Raw genomic sequence first — 25,121 nt, 5'->3', positions numbered from 1 at the left:
GGGGGTCAGACCTCGCCCCGGCGGCGCACCCGCCGGGCGAGCAGGCGGCCGAGCAGACCGGCGACCACACCCCACAGCACCGCCAGGCCGAGCGCCGTCCACATGTGCGGCCAGAGCGTCACCTGTCCGGCGAGGCTGCCGCCGAGGTCCCCGATGCCCAGCAGGGACAGGCTGTAGTGGGCGGAGACCCGGGCGACGAGACAGATCGTCAGGACGGTGAGGGTGAGCGCCACCGCCATGTGCATGGCGTGCTGCCAGGGCCGCGTCCGGGCGGGCGAGCGCGCGGCCATCACGAACGCGGCGCCGAGCAGCAGCACAGCCGCGACGGCCACGAGCCACCAGGCCCGCCCGTCGCGCTCGGCGAGCGTGCTCACATTGAGGGTGGAGTTCTCGGGGGTACGCAGCACCGAGTCCAGCAGCTCCGGCATGGGCAGCCCGAAGGGGCCGTTCACCCGGCCCTCCCAGGAGGCGCCGAGACCGAGCGTGAAGGCGAGCCAGACGAGGTTCGGCAGTCCGAGCAGGATCACGGCGAAGGTCTCGGCCGCATGCCCGCGGGTCGCCGCGACGACCAGTCCGATGACGAGGCCCACGACGACGTACGCGAGAAGCAGCGCGACCATGGCGAACGCGGCCGGGCGGACCGGCTCCTGGAAGCGCACCAGGCGGGCCGGGAGCGGAGCCTTGCGCGATACGAGCAGGGCAAGGATCAGCAGGCCCGCCAGCCACACCAGGCCGAGGACGAGGGTGAGCGGCAGATCGGCACGGAACCCGACCTTGGGGGACGAGTCCAGCAGATCGCCGATGTCGGAGATCGTTCCCTCGCCCAGCGGGATGGTGAAGGTGTGGCGGGCCAGGACCGACAGGCCGATGAGAGCCAGAGCCCACAGGACGGCCAACCGGGCGGCCCAGCCGAGGAGTTCGCGGGTTCCGGCGACGGCCCGGTGCCGCAGCGGACGGACAAAGCCGGTGGCGATGACGAGGGCTCCGGCCAGGGTGACGGAGAGGGGCAGCACATCGAGGTCCGCGTTCGTCTGGGCGATGAACCCCGCGTCTCCGGAGAGTTCGACCGAGCCGCCCACCGCGACGACGACGACGGCCGCGACGACGTTCGGGAACGCGCCGTCGGGGAGGTCGGCCGCGCCTGCCGCCCACAGGCCGAGCGCGGCCGTGACGGCGAGGGCGACGAGCCCGGCGAGTACGGCGACGAGGGCGTTGCCCCAGCCGGGTGCGGTGCGCGTCGCGACGTCCCGGTCGCTGATCTGCTGCTGGCTCACGCTGCCACGCTAAGCAGGGGTCGGGAGCTCCGCCCGCTGGGAGGTCCGACCGCGTCGGCTTGCGGGCCGTACGGGTGTGGAGCACACAATAGGCACTGTATGCGTGAAAGCGGGCTTTTCTGACTTTTGGCCGGCCTTCACTCCCATACCTGTGCCGAGTTTCCCGCGCTGCATGACTCCTACGCTGGAAAGAAGTGCCGCCCGTGAGTGCCGAACCGCCGCCGAACGGCCGCCCCACAGGACCCCCCTCAGGCCCCCTCTCCGGCCCGTCGCAGCCGGGGGCTACGCCGCCGCCCCCCACGTCGCCCGGAACTCCGACGGGTCCACCGTCCGTACCACCCGGCGGCGCGGGACCGGGCGGCCCGGGGAAGGGTCCTGGCCAGGAGCCGGGCGGCCCCTGGTGGCGTTCCGTCCCCAGAATCGCGGCGATCGCCATCACGGTGGCCGCCGCGGTGGTGCTGATCGTCGTCTTCACCCGTCCGGGGGGCGGCGGCACGGCTGCGGCCGGCGAGATCGTCAGAGATCCCGTCAATTCGGCCGGCGAGCATCCCTTCACCCCTCCGTCGACGGACAAGGCCCCCTCCGAGGATCCGCCCGCCCCGCCGGCGAGGAACATGAAGGGTTCGGACGCCGGCGTGTACGGAGGGACGCAGCAGACGGCGAGCTGCAACGTGGAGAAACAGGTCGGCTACCTGGCCGCGGACCCGGCCAAGAACAGCGCCTTCGCCTCGGTCCTGGGCATCGGCCCCGCCCAGGTACCCGGGTACCTACGGGGGCTGACCCCGCTTCGGCTGAACTATGACACGCGGGTCACCAACCACGGCTACGAGAACGGCCGCCCCACGACCTACCAGTCGGTGCTCCAGGCCGGTACGGCCGTGCTCGTCGACAATCACGGCGTCCCGCGCGTGCGCTGCGCCTGCGGCAATCCGCTGACACCGCCGGTCGAGGTGCAGGGCGACGCCCGGCTGACGGGCCCCACGTGGTCCGGATTCAAGCCGACGAAGATCGTGTATGTGCAGCCGTCCATCACGGTGATCAACGTCTTCATCGTCTACGACCCGCACCGCGACGACTGGTTCGAGCGCAAGCACGGTGACCACGACGGCCGCCACGACAAGAAGATCCCGCCGCCGCCCGTGACCCGGCCGCCCTCGTCCCCGTCGCCGGACACGTCCTCGCCGCCGACCTCGCCGGGTGAGACGTCGCAGTCGCCCTGCCCGCCGCAGGAGGAGGGCCCCTGCCCGCCGAGTTCGCCGCCGTCCCCCGAGACCGAGACTCCGTCGTCGGAGTCCACGACATCGGGCCCCCCGCCCCGCAACCTCGTCCCTGATTCGTCCTCAGCCTCGACCTCGACATCAGGGTCGACCTCGTCCCCGGCCCCGCCCCCGCCCCAAGCCCCGGAGTCCTCGGTCTCCTCGTCGTAGCGGAGACACCGGTGCCCGGGGTGCGCGCTCCTAGCCGAGTTCGAGCGTGGTGACGCCGTAGGTGCGCTCCGTCCGGGTCGGCGGGACCGGGCCGGTGTACATACGCACGGTGTGAAAGCGCGGTTCGAGGCCGCGGGACGTCGCGAGTCGGCAGGCGGCCCGCTGGGGTTCGGGGACGTCGATGGAGACTTCGTCCCATGGAGCCAGATGGGCGGTGAGGGTGTCGAAGAGCGCTTCGGCGTCCTCGGGAGTGTCGGCGAACAGCGGGCCGATGCGCTGACCGTCGCGGGCGGGCCGGATCACGCCGTAGCCCGTGATGCGTCCGTCGCGCAGCCGGGCGTACGCCATGTGCCCCGCGGCCGACAGCCAACGGGTGACGAACGCCCGCCGGTCGGCGGGGAAGCCCTCCCGGTCGTACGCCGCGATCGCCTCGAGGTGTTCCGCGGTGACGGGCACGACCGAATCCGCGGCAGCGCCCGCCCGCTCGGGGCGTCCGCCGTAGCGGATGGTGTCGTGCGCGGACTTGAACCCGGCGCGCCCGTAGGTGACTTGCTGCGCGGGCACCGCGTCCAGGCCGATCGTGCGCTTGCCCGCGTGCGGGAACGCGGCGCTCCAGGTCGCCAGGCCGAGGCCCTGTCGGCGGTGCTCGGGGTGGACCAGGTAGTAGCCGAGGAAGGCGTACTGATCCGAGTAGTTGACGATGGAGACGGCCGAGACCGTCCGGGTGCCCAGGCGGCCGATGAAGAAGCCCGCGGGGTCGGTGGGGTGGAAGCAGGCCACGTCGCCGCGGCCGGGATTCCACCCTTCCTCGGCGGCCCACTCCGCCACCTGGTGCCATTCCTCCAACGAGGCTCCGGTGACAGTGAGTTCGCCGGGGCCGTGTGGCTGAGGGGCTTCGCCGAGGGGGTTCATGCGTACCGTGTCCCTTCGAGTGGTTTGACGGTTGCTGTCGATCAGATCAGGTCCATGGCGGCGACCTCGTCGGGGCTGCCGTAACTGACCGGCCCCTGGAAGCGCCGGCGGGCGGTGGCGAACCACCACACCGTGGCGATGAGCAGTACCACTCCCAGTGCGATCGGCGCGTAGTTGAACGTGGAGCCGGTGATCGGGGAGACCTGGGGCAGCATGAACAGCACGCTGCTGAGCACGATCCAGGTAACTGCGATCCCGGCGACCAGCTTGCCGTACCGCCCGAGGTTCCAGGGGCCGGGCTCGAAGTCGTTCAGCCGCAGCCGCAGGAAGATGGGTACTCCGTAGGCGAGATAGAGCCCCACGACATTGACGCTCACAATCGCGGTGAAGGAGGTGTGGGACCACCACGCCGGGATCACCAGCACCAGCGAGCAGGCCGCCGCGAGCCATACCGCCTTGACCGGCGTACGCGTGCGCAGCGAGACGGAATGCCACCAACGGGAGCCGGGCATCGCGCCGTCGCGTGAGAACGCGAAGATCTGCCGGGTATTGCTGGTCATGTTGGCCAGACCGCAGAAGAGCATGGCGCCGATCACGATCAGCAGCAGCAGCTTTGCGGTGCCCATGCCAAGCGCATCGATGAGAATCTGCACCGGCGGCGCGGCGGAACTCGCTGTAGCGGCATAATCGCGGATCGCATACACCAGAGCGAGCATGAGGATCAGACCCGTGCCCGCGGAGTACCCGATCGCCCGCATGATGCCCTTGGGCGTGTTGACCGTTGCCTTCACGGTCTCCTCGGACATGTGGAAGCTGCCGTCGAAGCCGGTGAAGGTCCAGCTGGTGACGAGCAGACCCAGCATTGCGGCGTACATGCCGCTGGTGAACCCGGTGTTGTTCACGAAATGGGTCGCGAACGACACCGGCTGATGGTGCGTCGGGACCGCGATCAGTGCGACGACGATGGTCACCATGCCGATCAGCAGCCACCACACGGAGATCCGGTTGAGCGTTGCGACCAGCTGGACCGTGTATGTGTTGGCCAGCCCTTGGACCAGCAGGATCACGGCCGTGATGAGGACGGTGCGCTGAGCCGTCACCTCGTAGTCGGGCCACTGCATGGTGAGGTACGCCTGGATGAAGGTGGCGGCCGCGTAGCCGGTGGCGGCCGTGCCGCCGACCTGGCCGACGAAGTTGAGCCAGCCCGTGTACCAGGACCAGGCGCCCCGGTGCCGCTTGGCCAGCTTGCCCGCGGAGAAGTACAGGGCGCCACTGGTCGGATAGGCGGAGGCGATCTCGCCCATCGCGGCGCCGACGAACAGCACCATGACCGACACGCCGATCCAGCCGAAGATGAGAATCAGCGGGCCGCCGGCGCCCATTCCGAAACCGAAGGCGGAGAAGATTCCGGAGATGATGTTGATGATGGTGAAGGAAATGGCGAAGTTGTCGAATGCGCGGAATCTACGGGTGAGTTTCCGCGGGTAGCCCATGGCATGCAGAGTGGCGTCGTCGTCGAGCGTGACCGGCTCGTCTTGGTGACGGTTTTTCAATCGGGTGAATGACGTGCGCTCGGACACAATCACGTCCTTTCCATTCGGGGGTGGGGAGTTGGGGACGAGAGGACCAATGGAACGCCGGACGGGAAAATTGGGGCAGCTGTTTCAGCAGGACAAGGTCAGGCAGCGTGGGGAATCGGCAGCCCGCATGTGCGTCTCGCTCTGGTCAGTTGCTCCTCGGGAGAACCGAACACGCTCCAGGGCATCCGGGAGGCATACGGCCCCATCGCGGTGAAGACCTCCCGTGCCTCGAATTCGCGCTTGGCCATGTACAACGCGTGAGCCAGATACGACAGGTCGAGCACCGGCGTGAAGCGATAGTCGGCCACCCGGGGAAACCAGTTGTTGTAGCTGCCGGTCGCCGTCGCCAGCCACTGGGGCTGCTCCCAGGTGCGATCCGCCAGCAGGGCCGAGGCGTCGTAGTCCTCGACAAGTGCCACCAGGGGCAGCAGTCGCAGCGGCGATGTGGCCGGCGCCCGGTGGCTCAGAAACGAGGCGACGTCCCATCGCGCGCTGGCCGTACCGCCGTGGCGGGTGAAGAAAAAGGACAGGAACCGGTGGTGTGCCTCGCGGTGCCAGGGGTCGAGCCGGAGGATGTGGGCGAACAGATGCCAGGGACCGGTCGGCGCGGTCAGCAGTCCGGGCGGTGCCGGGTCACGCGGCCGCCGCAGGCGGGACAGCGCCAGTTGGGCCACCCACGGGGTGGGGTCCTTGGGCAGCATCTGGGCCGCGCGCTCGGCAGCCGTCTGCGCTATGCCTACGAGCGTGCCCGCCCGGCGGTCATGGGCGTCAGCCATACGCAGCGCCCGGAGCATCGCCACGCGCGCCCACAGCAGCGCCGCCTCCGCACTGGGCTCCTCGGCGAGCCAGCGCTCGGCCAGATCCGAGTCGGCCGCTTCCGACGCCAGCACCAGTGACCGATGGGCCCGTACTTCGAAATCCTCGCGCGCTTCTTTCAGGACCTCGTGAGCACTCCGGTACCGCCCCGCCTTCACATCGATGCATGCTCTCGCCAACTGGCGGTCGTCGGCTGCCGGATGCCAGACGTAGTGCCCCTCGAACGAGCCAGCGGCCACGATCCCCTCCCCGTTCCGGCAGTTGACACCACCTAGGCGCGCATTCCGGCCAGGCCGAATTCAGCCGGATCCCGTTCATAGATCCACAGGTAGCGACCACACCCTACTCACCATCAAGTCGTATAGAAAACAGTCGCCCGGAACATCCGCCTCCACCTCTTTTACGTTTCAACGGCATTGCAGGCATTCCTACTTGGCATATGCGTTTCTCCGTGCGATCTCCACGCCCATTCCCGGGCAACTCGGCTCGGGCTACGGCGGGCTCGCTCCGACCCCCTCACACTGGACTCGACCCTGAACCACCACGAACAGCAGTCTCCGAGCCCCATTCCGGCCCCGTGCACCGCAGTTGTCTGCGGGCACCGGCCGAGTCGTGCCACCTGTTCTCACTTGCAGGTTTAGGGTTGCCTAACTTAGGGTTTCTACGGTGTCGACCACCGGGCCAGCTTCCACCGCACCCCCCTTGACCAGCGCGCCACTCGCCACGAGCGCGGTGCGGCCCTTCCGGCTGTTCGTGACCTCGGCTGCCGCGCGCGGTCATCGCCCCCGCGGCCGGCGCAGCCTGCCCGGTGCTGCCGACACTGGTCATCGGTCCGGTCGCAGGCCACCGGCGTGACGCTCCCCGAGCAGTGAGCCCAGAGATCGCCGGGCTGAACTCCCGAGGTGGGCCGCCGTCTCAGCGGTCCACCCCCGCTGCGCTCCCCCGTCTGGCCGCGCCACCCGATCCGGAAGGGTCTCCCACCTATGCGGATGTACCTGATCGCCCTCAACCCCACCGACTCGGTCACCGACGGGTTCATCCCCGCCGCCGCCCGCCTCGGACTCGACGTCACGGTGCTGACGGACCAGCCCGAAGCGCACCGGCGGGTCTGTCCGGACGCCGAGATCCTTCAGTGCGACGTACACGACTTCCGCGCCGTGATCGCCCGGGTCTCGGCCCACCGCCGGGCCGATGCCATCTTCACCAACAGCGACCATCTGCAGACCCAGACGGCCCTGGCCGCAGAGTATTTCGGGCTGCCGGGCAAGGACTGGCGGGCCGCGCTGCGCGCCAAGAACAAGGCCGAGATGCGCCGCCGACTCGCGGCGGCAGGCGCCGACACCGTCCGCTGCGCGGAACTCGCCGCCGGTCAGGACCCCTCGGCGCTCGCGGTGGCCGGCCTGTCCTATCCCTGTGTCGTCAAACCGCGGGAGGGCGTGGCCAGCGAGGACGTGATACTCGCCGCGAACGCCGAGGAGCTGGTGGCGCGCGCCAAGGAGATACAGCAGCGCAGGCCGCAGGCCGCGCTGGTTGCCGAGGAGTTCCTCGAAGGCGAACTGTGCACCCTGGAGACCCTGGGCGACGGACGGGTACGGCATGTCCTGGGCGGCTTTCGTACCACCGTGTCCGCGCCCCCGGCCTTCATCGAGGAACGGCTCGACTTCGTCGCCGCCCACCCCGAGCCCGTGGTCGAGCAGGTGCTGGCCCAACTGGACGTGCTCGGCGTCGGGTTCGGCGCCTGCCACACCGAGTTCATGGTGCAGGGGGGCCGGGCGCGTCTCGTCGAGGTGAACTATCGCGTCATCGGCGACCAGTGCGATCTGCTGCTGGCGCAGGTCCTGGACATCCCGCTGTTCGAGCACATTCTGCGTACGCATCTGGGCGAGGCGCTGCCCGCCGGCCTCGGCGCGCGCAGGGACGGGGCGGGCCGGGTGGAGTACGCCCTCGCCGACCGGGCAGGGACGCTCACCGCCGCGCCTTCGTCCATCGACCGGACACAGGACGGCGTACGGCTGTCGTACCGGCCGCTGCGCGCGCTCGGCACGGAGCACCCGCTGTACGCCACCAACCGCGACTATCTCGGCGTGCTGCGGGTCACCGGCACCGACCGGAGCGCGGTCGACCGGGTCGCGGACGGGTTCTTCGCATCCGAGCGCTGGGAGATCTCCTCATGACCGCCGTGACGGGGGCGGCGGGCACAAGACAGGCGACCGACGAGGACACCCAGGAGGCTCAGTTGCTGGTGCGGGTGCTCGGCGCGCTGCTGCGGGAGGACGTCGTCGGTCTGCGTACCCGCAGCACGCTGCTCGATCGGCCGGACGGCCCCTGGCTGCGGTTGCCCGCCGACGAAACGGCCGGAGCCCTGCTGCTGCCGCTGGCCCGGGACGGCTTCCAGAGCGAGTTCACCGCGCGGGCGCCGCTTCTCGTGCGCGAGTGTGACGGTGGTCGGCTGACCACGATCGACGAAGTCCTCACCGCGCTGCGCGTGCTCGCCGATCCGCTCGACCAGGAAGGCTTCGACGCCTTTGCCGTGGAGTGCCGTCAGACGCTGACGACGATGCGTCTGCACGCCCGTACGCGGGACGAGACCGAGGCCAGGCTGACTGCCCGTCATGGTGCCGTCGCCGACTGGACCGGACTCGACGGCGGGCTGGCGTACGACGCGCTCGCGGCCCGGCTGGATCACCCGGTCTATCCGACAGCGCGCAGCCGCTCCGGGCTGAATGAGAGCCAACTGCGTTCCTATGCACCCGAGTTCAGCCAGGAGTTCGCCCTGCGCTGGCTGGCCCTGCCGCGCGAGGCGGTCACGGTGGCGAGCGGCGGAGCGGCCCTGCCCGCCTGCTGGCCCACGCCCGCCGCGCTCGGCCTGCCCCACCTCCACGAGAGTCATCTCGCCCTGCCCGTACATCCGTTGAGCGTCGGCGACCCGCTGCGTGACGCCCTGCGTGAGCGCGGCCTCACGGACGGCGCGGTTCTGTCCGGCCGGGCGCTGCTCGATGTCGTACCGACCCTGTCGATGCGTACGGTGGCGACGACCGCCGATCCCGCGCTGCATCTGAAGCTGCCGCTGACCACCTCCACACTGGGCCTGCGCAACCGGCGCTCGATCAAACCTCCCACGCTCGTCGACGGCGCGGCGGGGCAGCGGCTGCTGGAGACCGTGATCGCCCGTGAACCGCGCTTCGCGCAGACGGTTCTGCAGGCCGACGAGACCGGCTACGCCCACGCCGGGCACGAGCTGCTCGCCGTGCTGTGCCGCCGCTACCCCGCCGGTCTTGACGGCAGCACCGTCGTACCCATGGCCGCTCTGCTGAGCCGGGCGCCCGACGGCCGGCTGGTGATCGACCACCTTGCCGACCGCTTCTACGGGGGCGACCCGCCGGCCCTGCTCGACGCCTGCTTCCGCCTTCTCTTCGACTGGCAGAGCACGCTCTTCGGCTACGGCATCGCGCTGGAGTCCCATCAGCAGAACATCTCGCTGGTGCTGAACGGGGCCGGAGGGGGTGGCCCGCGGCTGCGGCTGCTGTTCAAGGACAACGACGGGCCGCGCGTCAACATCGCGCGGCTGCGGGACACCCTCGGCGACGACGCCCCGGACCCGGCGGACTTCGCCGATCCGCGGATCTTCGGCGAGAGCGACCGGCCGGTGCTTGATCTGTTCGCCACCATCACGGTTCATCTGTGCGCGGGTGCGTACGCCTTCGGTCTTGCGGGGCACGGCCGCGCGCCGCTGTCCCGGCTGACCGGCCTGATCCGCGACCGGCTCGGCGAGGCCGTCGAACGGCTCGGCACCGGAACGGGCGAGCCCGGGGCCGCCCTGCGCGCGCATGTGCTGGACGCTCCGCACCTCCCGGTCAAGGCCATGGTCAGCGCAGGAACTCTGCTGTCCAAGGAGCGTTCGGGCGCGGCCGACATCAACAAGCACTACACGACAGGACCCAACTACCTGCTGCCGACGGCTGGTGGCCGATGACGGGCACCGCGACCGCGCCGGCCTCCGTGTTCGCGGGCCCCGGCCGCCCCGCCGCCGCAACCCCCGCGCCGCGGCGCCTTCGTACTCCCCGTGTCCACCGCACTCGCTGGAGCTCTCGATGCCCCTGCTGACCAACACCCCCGGCACCGCCGCGGAGTTCGCCGGACTGCCCACCGCCGACCGGGCCGTCGCGTACACCCTCCTCAACTGCCTGCTCCGCGAGGTGTCGGGCCCGGAGCGCCAGACGGCGGTGGCCCAGGGCCGTCTGCTGCTCAGGCTGCCGCGCCGCGGGGTGCTGCTGCGCGTCGCCCTGCGCCGTACGTCTCTGCTCGGCACGCACCGTTTCACCGGCCCGGTGACCGAGCAGTCCGGCAGCGGCTGGGTGGAGGTCGACTGGTACCGGCTGGCCGAGTACGTCCACGACGAACTGTCACTGCGGACCGGAGTGGACAACGAAGAGTTCCTGGAACAGATCGCCTCCAGTCACCGGGCGGTCTCATTGGCGCTCGCCGCCCGTGCGGCGCGGGGCCCGGCCGACGCGGTGGACGACTGGCTCGCGGCCTATGTGGCATCCGAGCAGTCCCTGCTCCTCGGACACCGGTTCCACCCGACCCCCAAGGCCCGCGGCGGGGACTCCGCCTCCTGGCACTCGTACGCCCCCGAGGCCGGGGCATCCTTCCCGCTGCTACTGCTCGCCGTGCGCGACGAGCTGATCGCCGAAGAGACGGCCTCACCCGGCGCGGCCGCACCCCTGGACGCGCTGCACACCGAGGTCCCGGACGGCTACCGGCTGCTGCCCGTGCACCCTTGGCAGTACGAGCTGCTGCGCGACCGTCCGGCACTGAAGGAAGCACTCGGCCGCGGCGACATCCTCGTCCTGGGCCACAGCAGGACGTCGTACGCGGCAACCGCCTCGGTCCGCACGCTCTATGCCGACGGCGCCTTCCTGAAGTTCAGCCTGAACGTCCGGATCACCAACTGCCTGCGCAAGAACGCCAGCTACGAACTGTCCGGCGCCGTCGCCCTCACGCGGCTGCTCGAGCCGGTCTTTGCCGACCTGGCCGCGCGCTTCCCCGGCAGCGCGGTGCTGCGCGAGCCCGCCTACCGCAGCCTCGCCCTCCCGGGTCCCGACGGCCGGCCCGACACCGAACTGCTCGAAGGCTTCGGCGTCATCGTCCGCGAGGGTCTTTCCCCGCGGCTGCTGCCCGGTACCACCCCGCTGCTGGCCGCCGCCGTCGCCGACGAGTACCCGCACAGCGCGGCCCACGTCTCCCATCAGGCGGCCGCCGCAAGCCCGCAGGCCGCGCTTCGGTGGTGGGCCGTCTACCTCGACCTGCTTGTGCCGCCGGTGCTCGCCGCCTACTTCGACCACGGCGTCGTACTGGAACCCCATCTCCAGAACGTCCTGGTCTGCGTCGACGGCGACGGCATGCCGGCCCAGTTGCTCTTCCGCGACCTGGAAGGCACCAAGCTCGTCCCCGAGCACCACACCGGGCTGCTGGCCTCGCTGCCCGAGAGTGTCGCCGGGCCGATGACATACGACGCGCAGCGCGGCTGGGACCGGGTCGTGTACTGCCTGCTGGTCAATCACGTGGCCGAGCTGCTCGCCGCGCTCGCCGATCTGCACCCGGGCACCGAGGCAGAGCTGTGGGCACAGGTCCGCCGCACCCTGCAGACCCACGCGGACCGGCACGGCTGCCCACCTCGGCTGGCCGCCCTGCTGGCCGGTGTGCCGCTGCCCGCCAAGGCCAATCTCCTGACCCGCTGGGAGCGCAAGGCCGACCGGGACGCAGGCTATGTCCGGCTGCCGTCGCCCCTCGCCGAAGCCGTCCTGTCCGGCGCGGCCGTCGCCGACCCCACCTGGAGCACATCGATGACCGATCCCGCCCGGAGCACCCGATGACAGCCCCCACCCCCGCGGTCCGCGACCATGTCCTGGCACTGACCGAAGAGGAACTGCCCGCGTATGTCTACGACTTGAAGGCGCTGCGCGACCATGTGGCCGTGGTGCGGGGCGCGCTGCCCGAGCCCGTGGAGCTCTACTACGCGGCCAAGGCGAACCCCGAGCCGGACATCCTGCGGGCGCTGCGCCCCTTCGTCGACGGCTACGAGATCTCCTCGGGCGGCGAACTGGCCCATGTGCACGGGGCCGTGCCCGGCGCGCCACTGGCCTTCGGCGGTCCGGGCAAGACGCCCGCGGAGCTCGCCTCGGCGCTGAACCTGCGGGTGGAACGCTTCCATGTGGAGAGCGTGTACGAACTCCACATGCTGGCGAGCCTCGCGGCCCGGCTCGCCCCGGGGCGGCGTATCGCGGTGCTCCCGCGCTTCAACCTCCCCGTCGACGACGGCTCTCTGGACGGCAGTTCGCTCGCGATGGGCGGTCGGCCGACCCCCTTCGGCATGGATCCCGGCCAGGCCGACGAGGTGGTCCGACTGCTCACCGACGGGACGTATCCACAGCTCGAACTCCGCGGTGTGCACGCCCACTTGGCCAGCGGCCTGGAGGCCGAGCAGCAGCTCGCCGTCGCGGGCTTCCTCCTTCGGTGGGCCACGGCACTCGCCGAGCGCCATGGCTTCTCTCTGTCCGAGCTGACCATCGGCGGCGGCATGGCCGTCGACTACACCGCCCCCGAGAGCCGCTTCGACTGGGCCGCGTACGGCAAAGGTCTGGAGCACCTCTCCGCGGCCAACCCGGGTGTCACGCTGCGCATCGAGCCGGGCCGGGCGCTCACCGCGTACTGCGGCTGGTACGCCACCGAGGTGCTGGATGTGAAGCCGAGCCACGGCGAGGAGTTCGCGGTCGTCCGCGGTGGCACGCATCATCTGCGCACCCCCGCGACGAAGGGCCACGACCAGCCGTGCACGGTGCTTCGGTCAAACGCCCCCTGGCCGCACGACTGGCCGCGGTCGGCAGCGCGGGGGGACCGGGTGACGCTGACCGGTCAGCTGTGCACCCCGAAGGACGTCCTCGCACGTCATGTACCGGCGCCGGGGCTGCGGGCCGGTGACCGGGTGGTGTTCGGCGTCGCCGGGGCCTACGCCTGGAACATCTCGCACCACGACTTCCTGATGCACCCGCGCCCGGGATTCCACTTCCTGCCGGGAACCCGGCCGGAAACCGGGACGACAACGTACCGAGCCTGAGGAGGATCGCGGAAGGACAGAGAGTGGCGCGCACCCCCTTGACAACGATGTCAGCGCGTGGTCCAGTCCCCGTTTATCGGGGTATGCGCAAGGAGGCGGCACGGCGATGGCAATCGGCTCAACATCCCAGGCGATCCGGACCGGTTGGCGCTCCCGGGGCGCGGATGTCGTCGCGCTGGTGGCCTCCCTGCTGGCCCCGGCAGCAGTCCCGGCCGGGGCCGGCAGGGATGCCACCGCGACCCCCGCCCCGCAGGTGTACCCGAAGCCCCGCTCGCTGAAGAACCGCCCCGAAGAGGTGCGCATCCCCTCAGCCGTGACCCTGGTGAGCGGTGTCTCGACCGACGGCTGCGCGCTCGACGCCGTACGGCACGTCCTGCGCGACGCGGGTGTACACACCGTCCGTCAGGTCGACGCCTGCGCCGCCGCGCCCGACGGCCGGCTCATCGTCCATGTGGGCGGGCACAGGGAGAACGCCGCGACCGCGAAGGCGCTCCACTGGCTCGGCGTCCAGGGCGCCGAGACCATGGCGGCGGAAGGCTATGTCCTCGCGGTCGGCAGGGGCCGGGACCGCCGCGACCGGATCGTACTGAGCGGCGTGGACGCCGCCGGGACGTACTACGCCGCGCAGACGCTGCGTCAGCTGGTGCGGGGCCCACGGCTGCGCGGAGTGGTGATCCGCGACTGGCCCGCGCTGCGCCGGCGCGGCGTTGTCGAGGGCTTCTCCGGGCCGCCTTGGTCGCATCGGCAGCGCCTCGCCGATCTCGAGTGGTACGGCCGGCACAAGCTGAACTCCTACCTCTACGCGCCCAAGGACGACCCGTACCTGCGGGCAGAGTGGCGCACGCCCCATCCGGCGGACAAGCTCGTTCGGATCGGTGAGCTGGTGCGGCGGGCCCGGGCGAACCACGTCGACTTGGGCTGCGTCCTCTCCCCCGGCCTCTCGGTCTGCTACTCGAAGCCGTCCGACGCGGCGGCGCTGACCGCCAGGTTCGAGTCGCTGTGGGAGCTGGGCGTACGCGGCTTCGTGGTGGCCTTCGACGACATCGACCACCAGCGGTGGAACTGCGAGGAGGACCGGGCCGCTTTCGGCACCGGCGCGGCGGCCGCCGCCGCGGCCCAGGCGCGTCTGATGAACGCCGTGCAGGAGGCGTTCACCGACGCGCATCCGGAGGCCGAGCCGCTGCAACTGGTCCCGACCGAATACCGGGGCACCGCCGCCACCGACTACACACGCCGCATCGCCCAAGATCTCCACCCCGGGGTCGTGGTCCAGTGGACCGGCACCGACGTGATCGCGCCCAGGATCACCCGGGCCGATGTCGCGGCAGCCCGCGAGGCCTTCGGTCATCCGGTCCTGCTCCGGGACAACTACCCGGTCAACGCCCATGTGCAGGGACGGCTGCTGCTCGGCCCCTTCACCGGCTGCGAGGGCGGCCTCGGCGAGTCGGCGCTCGGCCTGACGGTCAACCCGATGCCGCAGGCCCAGGCGTCCAAGATCTCGCTGTTCGGCGTCGCCGACTACGCGTGGAACGACACCGCGTACGACCCGGAACGGTCCTGGTCGGCGGGGCTCGACGAGCTGGCGGGCGGCGACGCGCGCACGGCCGACGCGCTGCGCGCGTTCGCCCGGGTCCAGCGCTCCTCAAGGAACGATCCGCGCCCCGCTCCTGAACTCGCCGCGCAGATCGATCAGTTCCGGCGCAGCGGCAGGGCTGCGCCGCTCCACCGCGCCCTGCGTGCGACGCGGGACGCACCGGGACTGCTCCGGCAGCGGCTGGCGGACCCGGCGTTCCTCACCGAGACGGCGCCCTGGCTGGACGCCACCGAAGCCTGGGGACGGGCCGCCCTCACCGCGCTCGACATGCTGAGCGCCCAGCGGCTGGGCAACGGCGCCGATGCCCGGGCGGCATATGAGGCGCTGCCCGCTCTCGTCGCGCGCGCGAGGTCCTTCACCTGGACGGGCATCGATCCGCGGCGCAAGGTGCCGGCCGAGCTCGACCCGGTGCTGGAGGAGTTCGTCCGGCAGGCCGTGGAGGAGAGCACGCGAGGGCACGGCCTCACACCGGTGTCACCACGCTGACCGTGCGCCACACGGACGGCAGCAGTGCGGACGTGCCGGTCACCATCGGCGACTGGGCCGGTTCGGCGCCGTTTGGCAGCTCGGTCGTCCTCGACATGCCGCACCGCAGCAAGGGCGGGCAAGATGTCGACGACCCCTCGGTTCGGCCGTTCGGCGATACAGCCGCACTCGACAGCACGAAGCAGGTGCGCTCGGTCGCGCTGCCGGACGACGCCCGCGTCGAGTTGTACGCGATCACTCTGCCATGACCTGAATATCCGCCGAAGTTGCGTTGCACAGGATGCAATAAGAGTTGCGTCTATTGCGGATGCGGCAGACACACGGCACTGTGTCTGCCACATCCGAAGCAACAGACCCACGCGCGAGGTGCACCGCATGAGCAGCAGGGCAGGGCGGACGGAGCCGCCATCGACTCCCGGCACCAGCCGCCGCCGGTTCCTCGGCGCGGTCGCGGCCGCCGCGGTCGGCGCGACGGCGGCGGGCTCCGCGGCCCCCGCGAACGCGAGCCCGGACCCCAGCCCGAGTGCTCGCGCATGCTCCCGTGGCTCGCGCCCGCTGTTCCTGGGCACGTACACCTCGGTCCCGGGCGGCGGCGCGGGGATCGGTCTCGCCACCTACGACGAGGCGACGGGGCGGATCACCGCCACCGGTACGGTCTCCGGTGTCGGTGACCCTTCCTTCCTGGCCCTCCACCCCTCGGGCCGCACGCTGTACTGCGTGAACGAACGGCAGCAGGGCGGGGTGAGTGCCGTCCGGCTCTCGCCCGACGGTAAGCACCAGGTGCTCGGCACCCGCAGCACCGGCGGCGCGGGCCCCTGCCATCTGTCCGTGCACCCCGGCGGGCGCTGGCTGCTCAGCGCCAACTACAACTCCGGCAGCGTGGCCGTGCACCCCATCGAGCCCTCGGGCGCGCTGGGCGTCCGCACGGCCCTCGTCACCCACTCCACGCCGCCGCCGGGCCCCGGCCAACAAGGGCCGCACGCCCACCAGATCATCACCAGCCCGGACGGCGGCCATGTGCTCGCCGTCGACCTGGGCACCGACACCGTCTACACCTACCGGCTCGACACCTCGCGAGGGACCCTCGCCCGGGTCTCGTACGCGACCGTCCGGCCGGGTGCGGGGCCCCGGCATCTCACGTTCCACCCCTCGGGCAGGTTCGCCTATCTGGCCAACGAGGTGGACAACACCGTCGTCGTCTGCGCATACGAGCCCGCCACCGGCAGGCTGACCCCCGGCACACCTCAGCCCACGGGCACGGGCCCGGGCACCAGTTATCCGGCCCAGCTGGTAGTCACCGGCGACGGCCGGTACGCCTTCCTCGCCAATCGCGGCCACAACAGCCTGAGCCGCTACGCGATCGAGGCCGGCGGGTCCCGGCTGACGCTGCTGGGCACAGTGCCCGTCGGCGGCGACTTCCCCCGGCACATCGCCCTCTCGCCCGACGAGAACCTGCTCTTCGCGGCGAACCAGCGCTCCAGCTCGGTCACGGTCTTCCACGTCGATCACGCACGTGGTGAACTCCGGGCCGCGGGTGATCCATTCAGCTCACCCGTCGCGGTCTGCGCACTTCCGCTCCAGGCCCTGTCCGGGCTGCCCCCGGGTTGAGGGCAGCCGGACCCGGTCAGGCCTGGGCGCGCGCCAGGCGCACGGTGATCAGCTCGAAGGGGCGCAGCGACAACTTCACCGCGCCGTCCGCCACTTCAAGCTCCGGTGCATCGGTCAGGGGACGCTCCAGCAGGTCGGTCGCCGTTGCCCCGGCCGCCTCGAAACCAGGGGTGATACGGGCCCGCGCCCGGCCGCCGCGGGACTCGTAGAGCCGTACGACGACATCACCGCTCGCGTCGTCCGCCAGCTTCACGGCGCTGAGGACGACCGCGTCGTTGTCGACCGCCGCCAGCGGCGCCACCTCGCCGTCGCCGGGGACGAGCCGCTCCGGGAGGTTGATGCGGAAGCCCTCGCGGACCGCGTCGCCGATCGCCGCGCCCGGCACCAGGGCATGCCGGAACCGGTGCACGCCCTGGTCGGTCTCGGGGTCGGGGAAGCGCGGGGCCCGGAGCAGCGAGACGCGCAGCGTGGTGGTCGTGCCGGAATCGGACGCGCGGACGGTCCGGGTGACGTCATGTCCGTACGTCGAGTCAGTGACAAGCGCGATGCCCCAGCCCGGCTCCTCGATGTGCACGAAGCGGTGGTTGCAGGCCTCGAACTTGGCCGCCTCCCAGCTGGTGTTGGTGTGCGTTGCCCGGTGGAAGTGGCCGAACTGGGTCTCCGACGCATACCGCCCTGCGTGAATGTCCAGCGGGAAGGCCGCCTTGAGGAACTTCTCGGTCTCGTGCCAGTCGACCTCGGTGTCGATGTCGAGACGCTTGGCGCCCGCGGCCAGGGTCAGCAGCTGGGTGACCTTCGAGTCGCCGAAACAGCGGACGACGCGCACGGAGGCCGAGCCGCCGACCGCGGTGACCTCGTCGGCATCGGTCAGATCGGTGACGGTGTTCCGGTAGAACTCGTCGACGTCCCACGCGTCCCACATGTTCGGGAAGTCGGGGTGGATCTGGAGCAGGTTCGCCGCCCGGCCGGGGGCGACCGTCTCCCGTTCCGCGCCGATGTCGTACAAGGAGACCACCAGGCCGCGTCCGTCGATCTCGACCTGGAGCAGGCCGTTGTCGAGCACGAAACCGCCGCCCTCGCGCGCGGACAACTGGGCCTGCCCGCCGTGGGTGGCGCTCCCGGCACCGCCGGCCGCGACGCCGTGCCGCTCATGCGGCGCGGCGTTGAAGACGAGTGTCCCCGGGCCGTCACCGGCGAGCGCGCGCTGTGCATCGTCAATGATGCCGGTCAGCTCGACGGCGAGCGCCGCGTACGTCTCCTCCGCCTCGCGGTGCACCCAGGCGATCGAGGAGCCGGGCAGGATGTCGTGGAACTGGTGCAGCAGGACGGTCTTCCAGATCCGGTCCAACTGCTCGTACGGATAGGGGAATCCGGTCCGCACGGCGGCGGTCGCCGCCCACAGCTCGGCCTCGTGCAGCAGGTGCTCGCTCCTGCGGTTGCCCTGCTTGGTCCTGGCCTGGCTGGTGAGTGTCGCGCGGTGCAGCTCGAGATAGAGCTCGCCGACCCACACCGGCGGGTTCACGTACTCCGCCTCGGCCTTGGCGAAGAAGTCGGCGGGCGTCTCCCACTGGACGGTCGCGGAGCCTTCGAGACTGCGCATCCGGGCGGCCTTGCCCACCATCTCACGGGTGGTGCCGCCGCCTCCGTCGCCCCAGCCGGTGGGCGCCAGGGAGTGCTTGGCGACGCCCTTGTCCTTGAAGTTCTTCGCCGCGTGGGCGATCTCGCTGCCCTTCATCGAGCAGTTGTAGGTGTCGACGGGCGGGAAGTGGGTGAAGATCCGGGTGCCGTCGATGCCCTCCCACTGGAAGGTGTGGTGCGGGAACGTGTTGGTCCGGCTCCAGGAGATCTTCTGGGTGAGCAGCCACTTGGCGCCCGCGGCCTTGATGATCTGCGGCAGCCCGGCGGCGAAGCCGAAGGTGTCGGGCAGCCATGCCTCGTCGTTCTCGACGCCGAACTCGTCGATGAAGAAGCGCTTTCCGTGCACGAACTGCCGGGCCATCGCCTCCGAGCCCGGCATATTGGTGTCGGACTCCACCCACATGCCGCCGGCCGGCACGAACCGCCCGTCCGCCACCGCGTTTTTGACCCTGGCGTAGACCTCGGGCCGGTGCTCCTTGATCCAGGCGAACTGCTGTGCCTGCGACATGGTGTAGATGAAGTCCGGCTCGTCCTCCAGCAGGGCGGTCATGTTCGCCGTCGTACGGGCGACCTTGCGGACCGTCTCACGCAGCGGCCACAGCCAGGCGGAGTCGATATGGGCGTGGCCGACCGCGCTGATCTTGTGCGCCGTGTGCCGAGCGGGTGCGGCGAGGACTTCTTCGAGGCATGAACGGGCCGCGGCCGCGGTGCCGTTCACGTCCTGGAGGTCGATCGCGTCGAGCGCGCGCCCCACGGCACGCAGGATGTCCCAGCGCCGTGCGCCGTCCACAGGCAGCTCGTGCATCAGCTCGCCGAGCACCTCCAGGTCGAGCACCAGTTGCCACACCCTCTCGTCGAAGACGGCGAGATCCGTCCTGGTCAGCCTGTACTGCGGCGCACTCCCCGCGGTGTCCTTGTCGCCGAGCTGCGTCGGCACGAAGGGGTGGTAGTCGAGGATGACCGGGTTGGACGCGGCCTCGATGTGCAGCCGCACCTCTTCACCGCCCGCGACGGGTGCGCCGATGCGCACCCACTGGTTGCGCGGGTTGAGGCCCTTCACGGGTGTGCCGTCGGGGCGGTAGACGAGGCCCTCGCACTGGAAGCCGGGCATGTTCTCGTCGAAGCCGAGGTCGAGGAGGGCCTCCACGGTCTTTCCGGCCCACTCGGCGGGCACGGTGCCGGTGACGGAGAACCAGCTGGTTCCCCACGGAGCGCCCCACATGTCGCCGACCGCGATCGGCCCGGGCGCGGCGGCGAGACCTTCGGCGACCGGGACCGGCTCGCCCGGCGCGTTCCAGACGGCCACCTCCAGCGGTACGGATTCGGGGTACACGGCGGGACGGATGCGCTCGTCGAGGACGCGCCTCAGGCGGGCTTCGACGAGGGTGCGGTCGTCATGCATGCGGGGCTGCTCCGTGGGTTTCGGTGGTGGTTACCAGGCGTGAACGGCGGTCGCGGGGGTGGATGCGGTGTAGAGCTCCCCTATTGCGCGCAGTTCGAACCGCGCCGACTGCTCACCCTGTTCGGGGGTGAGACCGGGTACGAAGAAGGCGCGCTGGCAGGTTGCGCCGAGGAAGCGCCGTGTCCCGTTCGGCAGAAGCCGGTGCAGTGCGTAGTGCCGTACGGCTCCGGGGGCGCCCTGCCAGGTGAAGCGCAGGTCGCCGCCCGCGCCGGCGGTGATCCGCAGCTCGGCCGGGGCGGCGGGGCTCTGGGCGGCCTTGTCGCGCACGGCCAGGGCGCCGAGCCGCCACTTCACGGGCCCGCTGCTCGCTGTGAGACGGACACCGAGGGCGCGCACGGTCCCGGACAGGCCGGTCAGCGGCACGGTCGAGGTGGTCCAGGCACTGCCCGGCCCCAGGGTGCCCACCGGGAGGTAGGCGTACGGCGGAGGCACGCCCGGCCCCGAGGGCTCGGCCACGGCGACGGCCAGTTCCACGGTGACCCGGCCGGAGTCGGCGCGGTGGGTGAGCTCGACGACCGTGTCGGCGGTGAGCGGCAGCCGGGTCGCATACAGATCGACCGTGGTGGGCGCGCTGAGCGAGCCGTCGACGAGAAGGCTGCTGCCGCCGTGCCAGGCATCGGCGAAGTCGTAGGCGACCGAGGGACGCCCGCCGCTGCTGCGGACGACCCACTGGCGGGACGGGAGACGGTCCTGGACGCCGAGATGGTTCCACTGGACGTCCGACGTCACCTTGCCGCCCTCGTACCAGCGCAGTCCATGCCCGGTGTTGAAGACGGTCGCGAACGGCACGGTGTCCACGGTCGAGCGGTCGGCGACGGCGAGTGCCGGGGCCCGCCAGGCGTCGCCGGGGGTGGGCCGCGACGGGTCGAGGGACTGACCGCTCCAGAACCGGTCGTCGGCGGCGTGGAACTGGGCCGGGGTGCGGCCCGCGGGCAGGTGGTTGCGCGTCCATTCGGGCCGGTAGAAGCCGAGCGAAACGATGTCCGCGGTGTTGTCGGGAATGATGGCGTCCCAGTCCACCGACCTGTTCCAGCCGTTCGCCTCGACATCGACGCCTGCCCACAACGCGTAGCGGCTGCGGCCGAGTTGCTGAGCGACCTGCCCGGACGAGGCCAGGCTGGACCGCGACCAGCGGAAGTCGATGAACATGGAGTCGGCGGCCTGGAAGAACGCCTTGTTCCGGTCGTTCAGCGCGCCCTGCCAGCTCACCGAGCCGTTCACGGTCATCGAGTCGTACCAGCAGATGCGCAGCCCCTTCGGCGTGCCCAGAGACCTCAGCTCCTTCACGAAGCCGAGCATGTCGGCCGCGAGTGCGCTGTTGCCGCCCCCGGTCTCCGCGTTGATGAACCAGCCGTCGAAGCCGTATGCCGAAGCCAGCGCGACAAGCCGTTCGGCGAGCGGGAATCTGCCGAGCGAGTCCTTCTGGACCAGATCGCGGGTCCAGCGCAGATCGCCACCGTAGGCGACGGGCGGCAGGAAGACATTGCCGAGGACGGGCACCCCGTGGCGGTGTGCGGCGTCCACAATCGGCGCGTTGGGCGCGAGGATCAGGCCCTCCCCGGCCGAACCGCCCCAGAAGACCAGCTCGTCGATGTACGACCAGTGGGTCAGGGCGTAGTAGTCGGCGGTGGCAGCGCCCTGGGAGGGGTTGCCGGCGGTGGGCCCGAAGGAGACGAGGGACTGGATGCGGGCCTGACCGCTGCGGGCGGTGGTGTTGACCGGCGTCGGCGTGAACCGCTTGGCGAGCGGCACGGCCGACCTGTTGAACGCCAGGTCCGCGTCGTCCTCGGCGCGCCAGGCCTTGAGGCTGCGCCAGGTGATGCCCGTTCCCGGCGTGCCGGAGGGGAACGAGTCGGGGTACCAGTAGGAGGCGTACGGTGCGCCCGCGGCGGCCGTTGCCGCGGCGGACGCGGTGCCCTGCAGGAGGGCCGGGGTGACGGCTGCCGCGGCGGCTGCGGTGAGGAAGCCGCGTCGGCTGAGGTGGGGGGTCATGTGCGCTCCGTTTCTTGACTGGGGCCGTACGGGGTCTGGGGCGGAGCCCCAGTTCGGGAAGGGGGGTGGGGAGGTCATGCGCCGGCCCGGTCCGGGGTGACCACTTCGGTGATGCCTCGTGCAGCAAGGTGCTCCTTGTCCTCGGCACGGCTCGCGAGCACCGCCGTGGGCCGGACACCCTCCGCCGTAAGCCGCGCGAAGGCCTCGAAGAACGCGCCACCGGGGGCGCACGTGGATCGCCGGGCCGCCGTCTCGTCGTTACCGGTGTCGACGACAAGCGCGGTGGTGCGTGGCGCGGGACGGTGTTCCTTCCCTCGCCACTCCCCGACGATGCTCGCGATCGTGAGACCGGCCGGTTTGGGCTGCCGGTCGTTGGTCAACAGGCCGAGGCTGTACTCGAGTTCGGGGAAGTCGGCCAGCGAGCGCGACACGTCGTGGGAGCACCACCAGGTGACACCCCACAGGTCCGGGCAGTCCAGCGCGTTCGCCACGGTCGCCTCGGTGAACTCGGCCGCGTGCTCGGCGGGGACGAGCGGCGCGGGTGCACCTACCTCCTGCAGCCACACCGGCCGGTGTGGGTCGAGCGCCCACGCCTTGGAGAGCTCGATCAGATACGCGGCGTGGTGTTCGGTCGCCACTCCCCCGCGCCCGTGCCGCTGGGCTGTGCCGTTGAAGACCCAGGAGTGCACGGCCGTCGCCGCACCGATGCGGGCCGCGTGCGCGGGGGTGAAGGGCTGGTCGTCCTGGTACCAGGCCGCGTCGTACTCGGCGTGCAGATGCATCCTGCCGGGCGCGCCCTCCTCACACGCGTCGAGCAGCCGCCGCAGCCAACCACCCGCCTGATCAGGAGTGATGCGGTCGGGGTCGGGGTGCGGTCCGCTCGCGAACTGGTTGACCTCGTTGCCGATGGTCATACCGATGAAGTTCGGCCGGTCGGCGAGCGCTGCCGCGAGCGTACGCAGATACTCGGCCTGCCCCGCCACGACGTCCGGATCGGTGAAGATATTGCGCCGGTGCCAGGTCTGTGTCCATGCCGGGAGGAAGTCGAAGCTCGACAAGTGCCCCTGCAGTCCGTCCACATTGACGTCGAGGCCGCGCTCGGCGGCCGCGTCGGCGAGCCGCACGAGCTGTTCGACGGCGCGCGGGCGGATGAGGGTGCGGTTGGGCTGGAAGAGCGGCCAGAGCGGAAAGACGCGGATGTGGTCGAGGCCGAGGCCCGCGATCGAGTCCAGGTCGGCGCGTACGGCATCGATGTCGAAGTCCAGCCAGTGGTGGAACCAGCCCTGACTGGGCGTGTAGTTGGCGCCGAAACGCGGCGGGCAAGAGCTCATACGCAAAGGGGTGTCCTGGTTCTTGGGGCGGTGGCGGCCGGGATCAGCCCTTGACGGCGCCCTCGCCGACGCCGCGGAAGAAGAAGCGCTGCAGGCAGGCGAAGAGCACGATGAGCGGCAGTACGGCGATGATCGTGCCGGCCGCGACGAGGCGTTCGTCGTTGGCGAAGGTGCCGTGCAGATAGTTCAGGCCGATGGTCAGGGTGAAGTTCTCCGGGTCGCTCAGCACGATCAAAGGCCACAGGAAGTCGTCCCAGGCGCCCATGAAGGCAAAGATCGCGACCACGGCCAGGGTGCCCTTGACCGAGGGCAGGGCGATCCGCAGGAACCGCTGCCAGGAATTGGCCCCGTCGACGAACGCCGCCTCCTCCACCTCGTAGGGAAGATTGAGGAACGCGTTGCGCATCAGGAGCACGTTCATCGCGCCGATGCAGCCGGGCAGCAGTACGGCGACCAGGGTGTTGTTGAGGCCGAGGTCCCGCATGGTGGTGAACTGGGCGATGATGATGCCCTCGACGGGGACGAGCATCGCGAGGATGAACGCCAGCGTTGCGGCCCGGCGGCCCCGGTAGCGCAGCCGGGCGAGTGCGTAGCCGGCCAGCGAGGCCCCGACGCAGTTGGTCAGCACATTGGCGGAGGCCACCTTGAGGGAGTTCAGCGCGTAGTCCCAGACCGGGATGGTGTGGGCGACGCGCTGGTAGTTGTCGAGGGTCGGCTCGCCCGGCAGGAATGCCGGCGGGGAGCTGAAGATGTCCTCGTGCGGCCCCTTGAGCGAGGTGGAGAGCTGCCACAGGAAGGGCCCGACGGTCAGTGCGAGGACGGCGAGCAGAGCCGCGTAACGGAGTAGGAGCTGCAAGGCGGGGATGCGCCTGCCCTCGGCGTCCCTGATCGTGAGGGTGTTCACGCGTCCTCCTTGCGGTCGGCGCGCAGCACCAGCAGCATCAGCGCGACGGTGACGACGAAGACGACGACGGAGATGGCGGAGGCGTAGCCGACGCGGCCGGTCAGTCCCGTGCCGACGCGCTGGACGAGCATCACGAGCGTGGTGTCCTCGCCCGCCGGTCCGCCGCTGGGTCCCGCCATCAGATACACCTCGGAGAACACCTTGAAGGCGGCGACCGAGGAGAGCGCGCCGACGAGGACCATGGTGGAGCGGACGGCGGGAACGGTGACGGTGAAGAAGCGGCGTACGGGGCCCGCGCCGTCGACCGCCGCGGCCTCGTGCAGCTCACGTGGCACATTCGTCAGCGCGGCCAGATAAATGATCATGTAGTAGCCGAGGCCCTTCCAGACCGTGACCGCCATCGCGCTGCCGAGCAGCAGCCACTGGTCGCTGAGGAAGCCGACCTTGCCGACACCCACTGCCTCCAGAAGGGAGTTGATCAGCCCTCGGTCGTCGAGCATCCACACCCAGATGAGGCCGACCACGACGATGGAGGCGACGACGGGGGTGTAGAAGGCCGAGCGGAAGAAGGTGATGCCGGGGATGTGACGCTGTACGAGCATCGCCAGCAGCAGCGGCAGAAGCACCAGGGCGGGGACGACGCCGAGGACGTACAGGGTGCTGTTGCGCAGCCCGGTCCAGAACATCTCGTCGTGGATCAGTTCCTCGAAGTTGGCCAGGCCCACGTACTGGCCGGGGACCAGGGTCCGCCGGTCGGTGAAGGCGTTGACCAGGGTGCTGAGGAACGGATACAGGCTGAACACGCCGACGATCAGGAGACCGGGCGCCGCGAACAGCCAGGGGCTGGTGGGCAGATGGCGCCTGATCCCGCGGGCGGGCCGGCCGTCGCCGGAGCCGGGGCTCCGGGCGGCCGGGCCCGCCGTGGTGAGATCCGACGAGATCGCATGGGAGGCGGTGGGGGTCTTCATCGCGGACTCGGC

Annotated in this window: 17 protein-coding genes; 8 read left to right on the top strand and 9 right to left on the bottom strand. The window is 70.7% G+C overall.

The features are described from left to right. Positions 1 to 5: 5 nt before the first annotated feature. Positions 6 to 1,274 (bottom strand): streptophobe family protein, encoded by a 1,269-nt coding sequence (locus ACQEVG_RS15220; RefSeq protein WP_432982914.1) that lies wholly within the window; start codon positions 1,272 to 1,274, stop codon positions 6 to 8. Between the two features lie 203 nt (positions 1,275 to 1,477). Here ACQEVG_RS15220 and ACQEVG_RS15215 point away from each other — a divergent pair, with 203 nt between their 5' ends. Next, the gene (locus ACQEVG_RS15215; RefSeq protein WP_432982911.1) at positions 1,478 to 2,701 is read left to right on the top strand and encodes a DUF6777 domain-containing protein; all 1,224 of its coding nucleotides are present in this window, start codon (positions 1,478 to 1,480) and stop codon (positions 2,699 to 2,701) included. 30 nt (positions 2,702 to 2,731) lie between these two features. Here the strand turns inward: ACQEVG_RS15215 and ACQEVG_RS15210 are convergent, their stop codons facing one another. The 3 genes from ACQEVG_RS15210 to ACQEVG_RS15200 all read right to left on the bottom strand — a co-directional run bounded on the left by ACQEVG_RS15210 (position 2,732) and on the right by ACQEVG_RS15200 (position 6,248). Beyond that, on the bottom strand, positions 2,732 to 3,613 hold the full coding sequence (locus ACQEVG_RS15210) for a GNAT family N-acetyltransferase (RefSeq protein ID WP_432982908.1): 882 nt from the start codon (positions 3,611 to 3,613) through the stop codon (positions 2,732 to 2,734). A gap of 41 nt (positions 3,614 to 3,654) precedes the next feature. After that, positions 3,655 to 5,106 carry an amino acid permease gene (locus tag ACQEVG_RS15205; RefSeq protein WP_432985367.1) on the bottom strand — a complete coding sequence of 484 codons (1,452 nt, stop codon included), beginning with the start codon at positions 5,104 to 5,106 and terminating at the stop codon, positions 3,655 to 3,657. Between the two features lie 185 nt (positions 5,107 to 5,291). Then, on the bottom strand, positions 5,292 to 6,248 hold the full coding sequence (locus tag ACQEVG_RS15200) for a hypothetical protein (protein WP_432982905.1): 957 nt from the start codon (positions 6,246 to 6,248) through the stop codon (positions 5,292 to 5,294). 744 nt (positions 6,249 to 6,992) lie between these two features. Between ACQEVG_RS15200 and ACQEVG_RS15195 the strand changes: the two genes are divergently transcribed. The 7 genes from ACQEVG_RS15195 to ACQEVG_RS15165 all read left to right on the top strand — a co-directional run bounded on the left by ACQEVG_RS15195 (position 6,993) and on the right by ACQEVG_RS15165 (position 16,814). After that, positions 6,993 to 8,183, top strand: a complete 1,191-nt coding sequence (locus ACQEVG_RS15195; RefSeq protein ID WP_432982902.1) for an ATP-grasp domain-containing protein — start codon at positions 6,993 to 6,995, stop codon at positions 8,181 to 8,183. Further along, positions 8,180 to 9,982 carry an IucA/IucC family protein gene (locus tag ACQEVG_RS15190; RefSeq protein ID WP_432982899.1) on the top strand — a complete coding sequence of 601 codons (1,803 nt, stop codon included), beginning with the start codon at positions 8,180 to 8,182 and terminating at the stop codon, positions 9,980 to 9,982. The genes ACQEVG_RS15195 and ACQEVG_RS15190 overlap by 4 nt, the downstream gene beginning before the upstream one ends. 118 nt (positions 9,983 to 10,100) lie before the next feature. Further along, entirely contained in the window at positions 10,101 to 11,885 is a 1,785-nt protein-coding gene (locus tag ACQEVG_RS15185; protein WP_432982896.1) for an IucA/IucC family protein, read from the top strand. After that, entirely contained in the window at positions 11,882 to 13,126 is a 1,245-nt protein-coding gene (locus ACQEVG_RS15180; protein ID WP_432982893.1) for a type III PLP-dependent enzyme, read from the top strand. Before ACQEVG_RS15185 ends, ACQEVG_RS15180 begins: the two co-directional genes overlap by 4 nt. Positions 13,127 to 13,232: 106 nt before the next feature. Beyond that, positions 13,233 to 15,206 (top strand): beta-N-acetylhexosaminidase family protein, encoded by a 1,974-nt coding sequence (locus ACQEVG_RS15175; protein WP_432982890.1) that lies wholly within the window; start codon positions 13,233 to 13,235, stop codon positions 15,204 to 15,206. Positions 15,207 to 15,208: 2 nt separating this feature from the next. Then, the gene (locus ACQEVG_RS15170; protein ID WP_432982887.1) at positions 15,209 to 15,454 is read left to right on the top strand and encodes a hypothetical protein; all 246 of its coding nucleotides are present in this window, start codon (positions 15,209 to 15,211) and stop codon (positions 15,452 to 15,454) included. Positions 15,455 to 15,581: 127 nt separating this feature from the next. Then, positions 15,582 to 16,814 (top strand): lactonase family protein, encoded by a 1,233-nt coding sequence (locus ACQEVG_RS15165; RefSeq protein WP_432982884.1) that lies wholly within the window; start codon positions 15,582 to 15,584, stop codon positions 16,812 to 16,814. A 16-nt stretch (positions 16,815 to 16,830) separates the two neighbouring features. Here ACQEVG_RS15165 and ACQEVG_RS15160 read toward each other — a convergent pair whose 3' ends face one another. The 5 genes from ACQEVG_RS15160 to ACQEVG_RS15140 form a co-directional block, all read right to left on the bottom strand. Further along, a complete protein-coding gene (locus ACQEVG_RS15160) occupies positions 16,831 to 19,854 on the bottom strand; it encodes an alpha-mannosidase (protein WP_432982881.1) in 3,024 nt (1,007 codons plus the stop codon). A gap of 30 nt (positions 19,855 to 19,884) precedes the next feature. Continuing rightward, on the bottom strand, positions 19,885 to 21,906 hold the full coding sequence (locus ACQEVG_RS15155) for an endo-beta-N-acetylglucosaminidase (protein ID WP_432982878.1): 2,022 nt from the start codon (positions 21,904 to 21,906) through the stop codon (positions 19,885 to 19,887). Between the two features lie 74 nt (positions 21,907 to 21,980). Beyond that, positions 21,981 to 23,237 (bottom strand): glycoside hydrolase 5 family protein, encoded by a 1,257-nt coding sequence (locus ACQEVG_RS15150; protein ID WP_432982875.1) that lies wholly within the window; start codon positions 23,235 to 23,237, stop codon positions 21,981 to 21,983. 43 nt (positions 23,238 to 23,280) lie between these two features. Beyond that, complete coding sequence (locus tag ACQEVG_RS15145) at positions 23,281 to 24,141, bottom strand: carbohydrate ABC transporter permease (protein WP_432982872.1); 861 nt, start codon at positions 24,139 to 24,141, stop codon at positions 23,281 to 23,283. Next, positions 24,138 to 25,109, bottom strand: coding sequence for a carbohydrate ABC transporter permease (locus ACQEVG_RS15140; RefSeq protein WP_432982869.1), 972 nt, complete (start codon positions 25,107 to 25,109; stop codon positions 24,138 to 24,140). The genes ACQEVG_RS15145 and ACQEVG_RS15140 overlap by 4 nt, the downstream gene beginning before the upstream one ends. Positions 25,110 to 25,121: the final 12 nt, after the last annotated feature.

Origin of the sequence: Streptomyces sp. CA-135486, assembly GCF_050936555.1 — a bacterium.
Taxonomy (GTDB): domain Bacteria; phylum Actinomycetota; class Actinomycetes; order Streptomycetales; family Streptomycetaceae; genus Streptomyces.
This window is presented reverse-complemented; position numbering and strand designations above follow the sequence as displayed.

Excerpts from the sequence above, each read along its gene's own strand:
- ACQEVG_RS15150 (WP_432982875.1), bottom strand. The coding sequence starts at position 23,237 with ATGAGCTCTTGCCCGCCGCGTTTCGGCGCCAACTACACGCCCAGTCAG.
- ACQEVG_RS15175 (WP_432982890.1), top strand. The coding sequence starts at position 13,233 with ATGGCAATCGGCTCAACATCCCAGGCGATCCGGACCGGTTGGCGCTCC.
- ACQEVG_RS15185 (WP_432982896.1), top strand. The coding sequence starts at position 10,101 with ATGCCCCTGCTGACCAACACCCCCGGCACCGCCGCGGAGTTCGCCGGA.
- ACQEVG_RS15205 (WP_432985367.1), bottom strand. The coding sequence starts at position 5,106 with ATGGGCTACCCGCGGAAACTCACCCGTAGATTCCGCGCATTCGACAAC.
- ACQEVG_RS15180 (WP_432982893.1), top strand. The coding sequence starts at position 11,882 with ATGACAGCCCCCACCCCCGCGGTCCGCGACCATGTCCTGGCACTGACC.
- ACQEVG_RS15155 (WP_432982878.1), bottom strand. The coding sequence starts at position 21,906 with ATGACCCCCCACCTCAGCCGACGCGGCTTCCTCACCGCAGCCGCCGCG.
- ACQEVG_RS15195 (WP_432982902.1), top strand. The coding sequence starts at position 6,993 with ATGCGGATGTACCTGATCGCCCTCAACCCCACCGACTCGGTCACCGAC.
- ACQEVG_RS15165 (WP_432982884.1), top strand. The coding sequence starts at position 15,582 with ATGAGCAGCAGGGCAGGGCGGACGGAGCCGCCATCGACTCCCGGCACC.
- ACQEVG_RS15160 (WP_432982881.1), bottom strand. The coding sequence starts at position 19,854 with ATGCATGACGACCGCACCCTCGTCGAAGCCCGCCTGAGGCGCGTCCTC.
- ACQEVG_RS15140 (WP_432982869.1), bottom strand. The coding sequence starts at position 25,109 with ATGAAGACCCCCACCGCCTCCCATGCGATCTCGTCGGATCTCACCACG.
- ACQEVG_RS15210 (WP_432982908.1), bottom strand. The coding sequence starts at position 3,613 with ATGAACCCCCTCGGCGAAGCCCCTCAGCCACACGGCCCCGGCGAACTC.
- ACQEVG_RS15190 (WP_432982899.1), top strand. The coding sequence starts at position 8,180 with ATGACCGCCGTGACGGGGGCGGCGGGCACAAGACAGGCGACCGACGAG.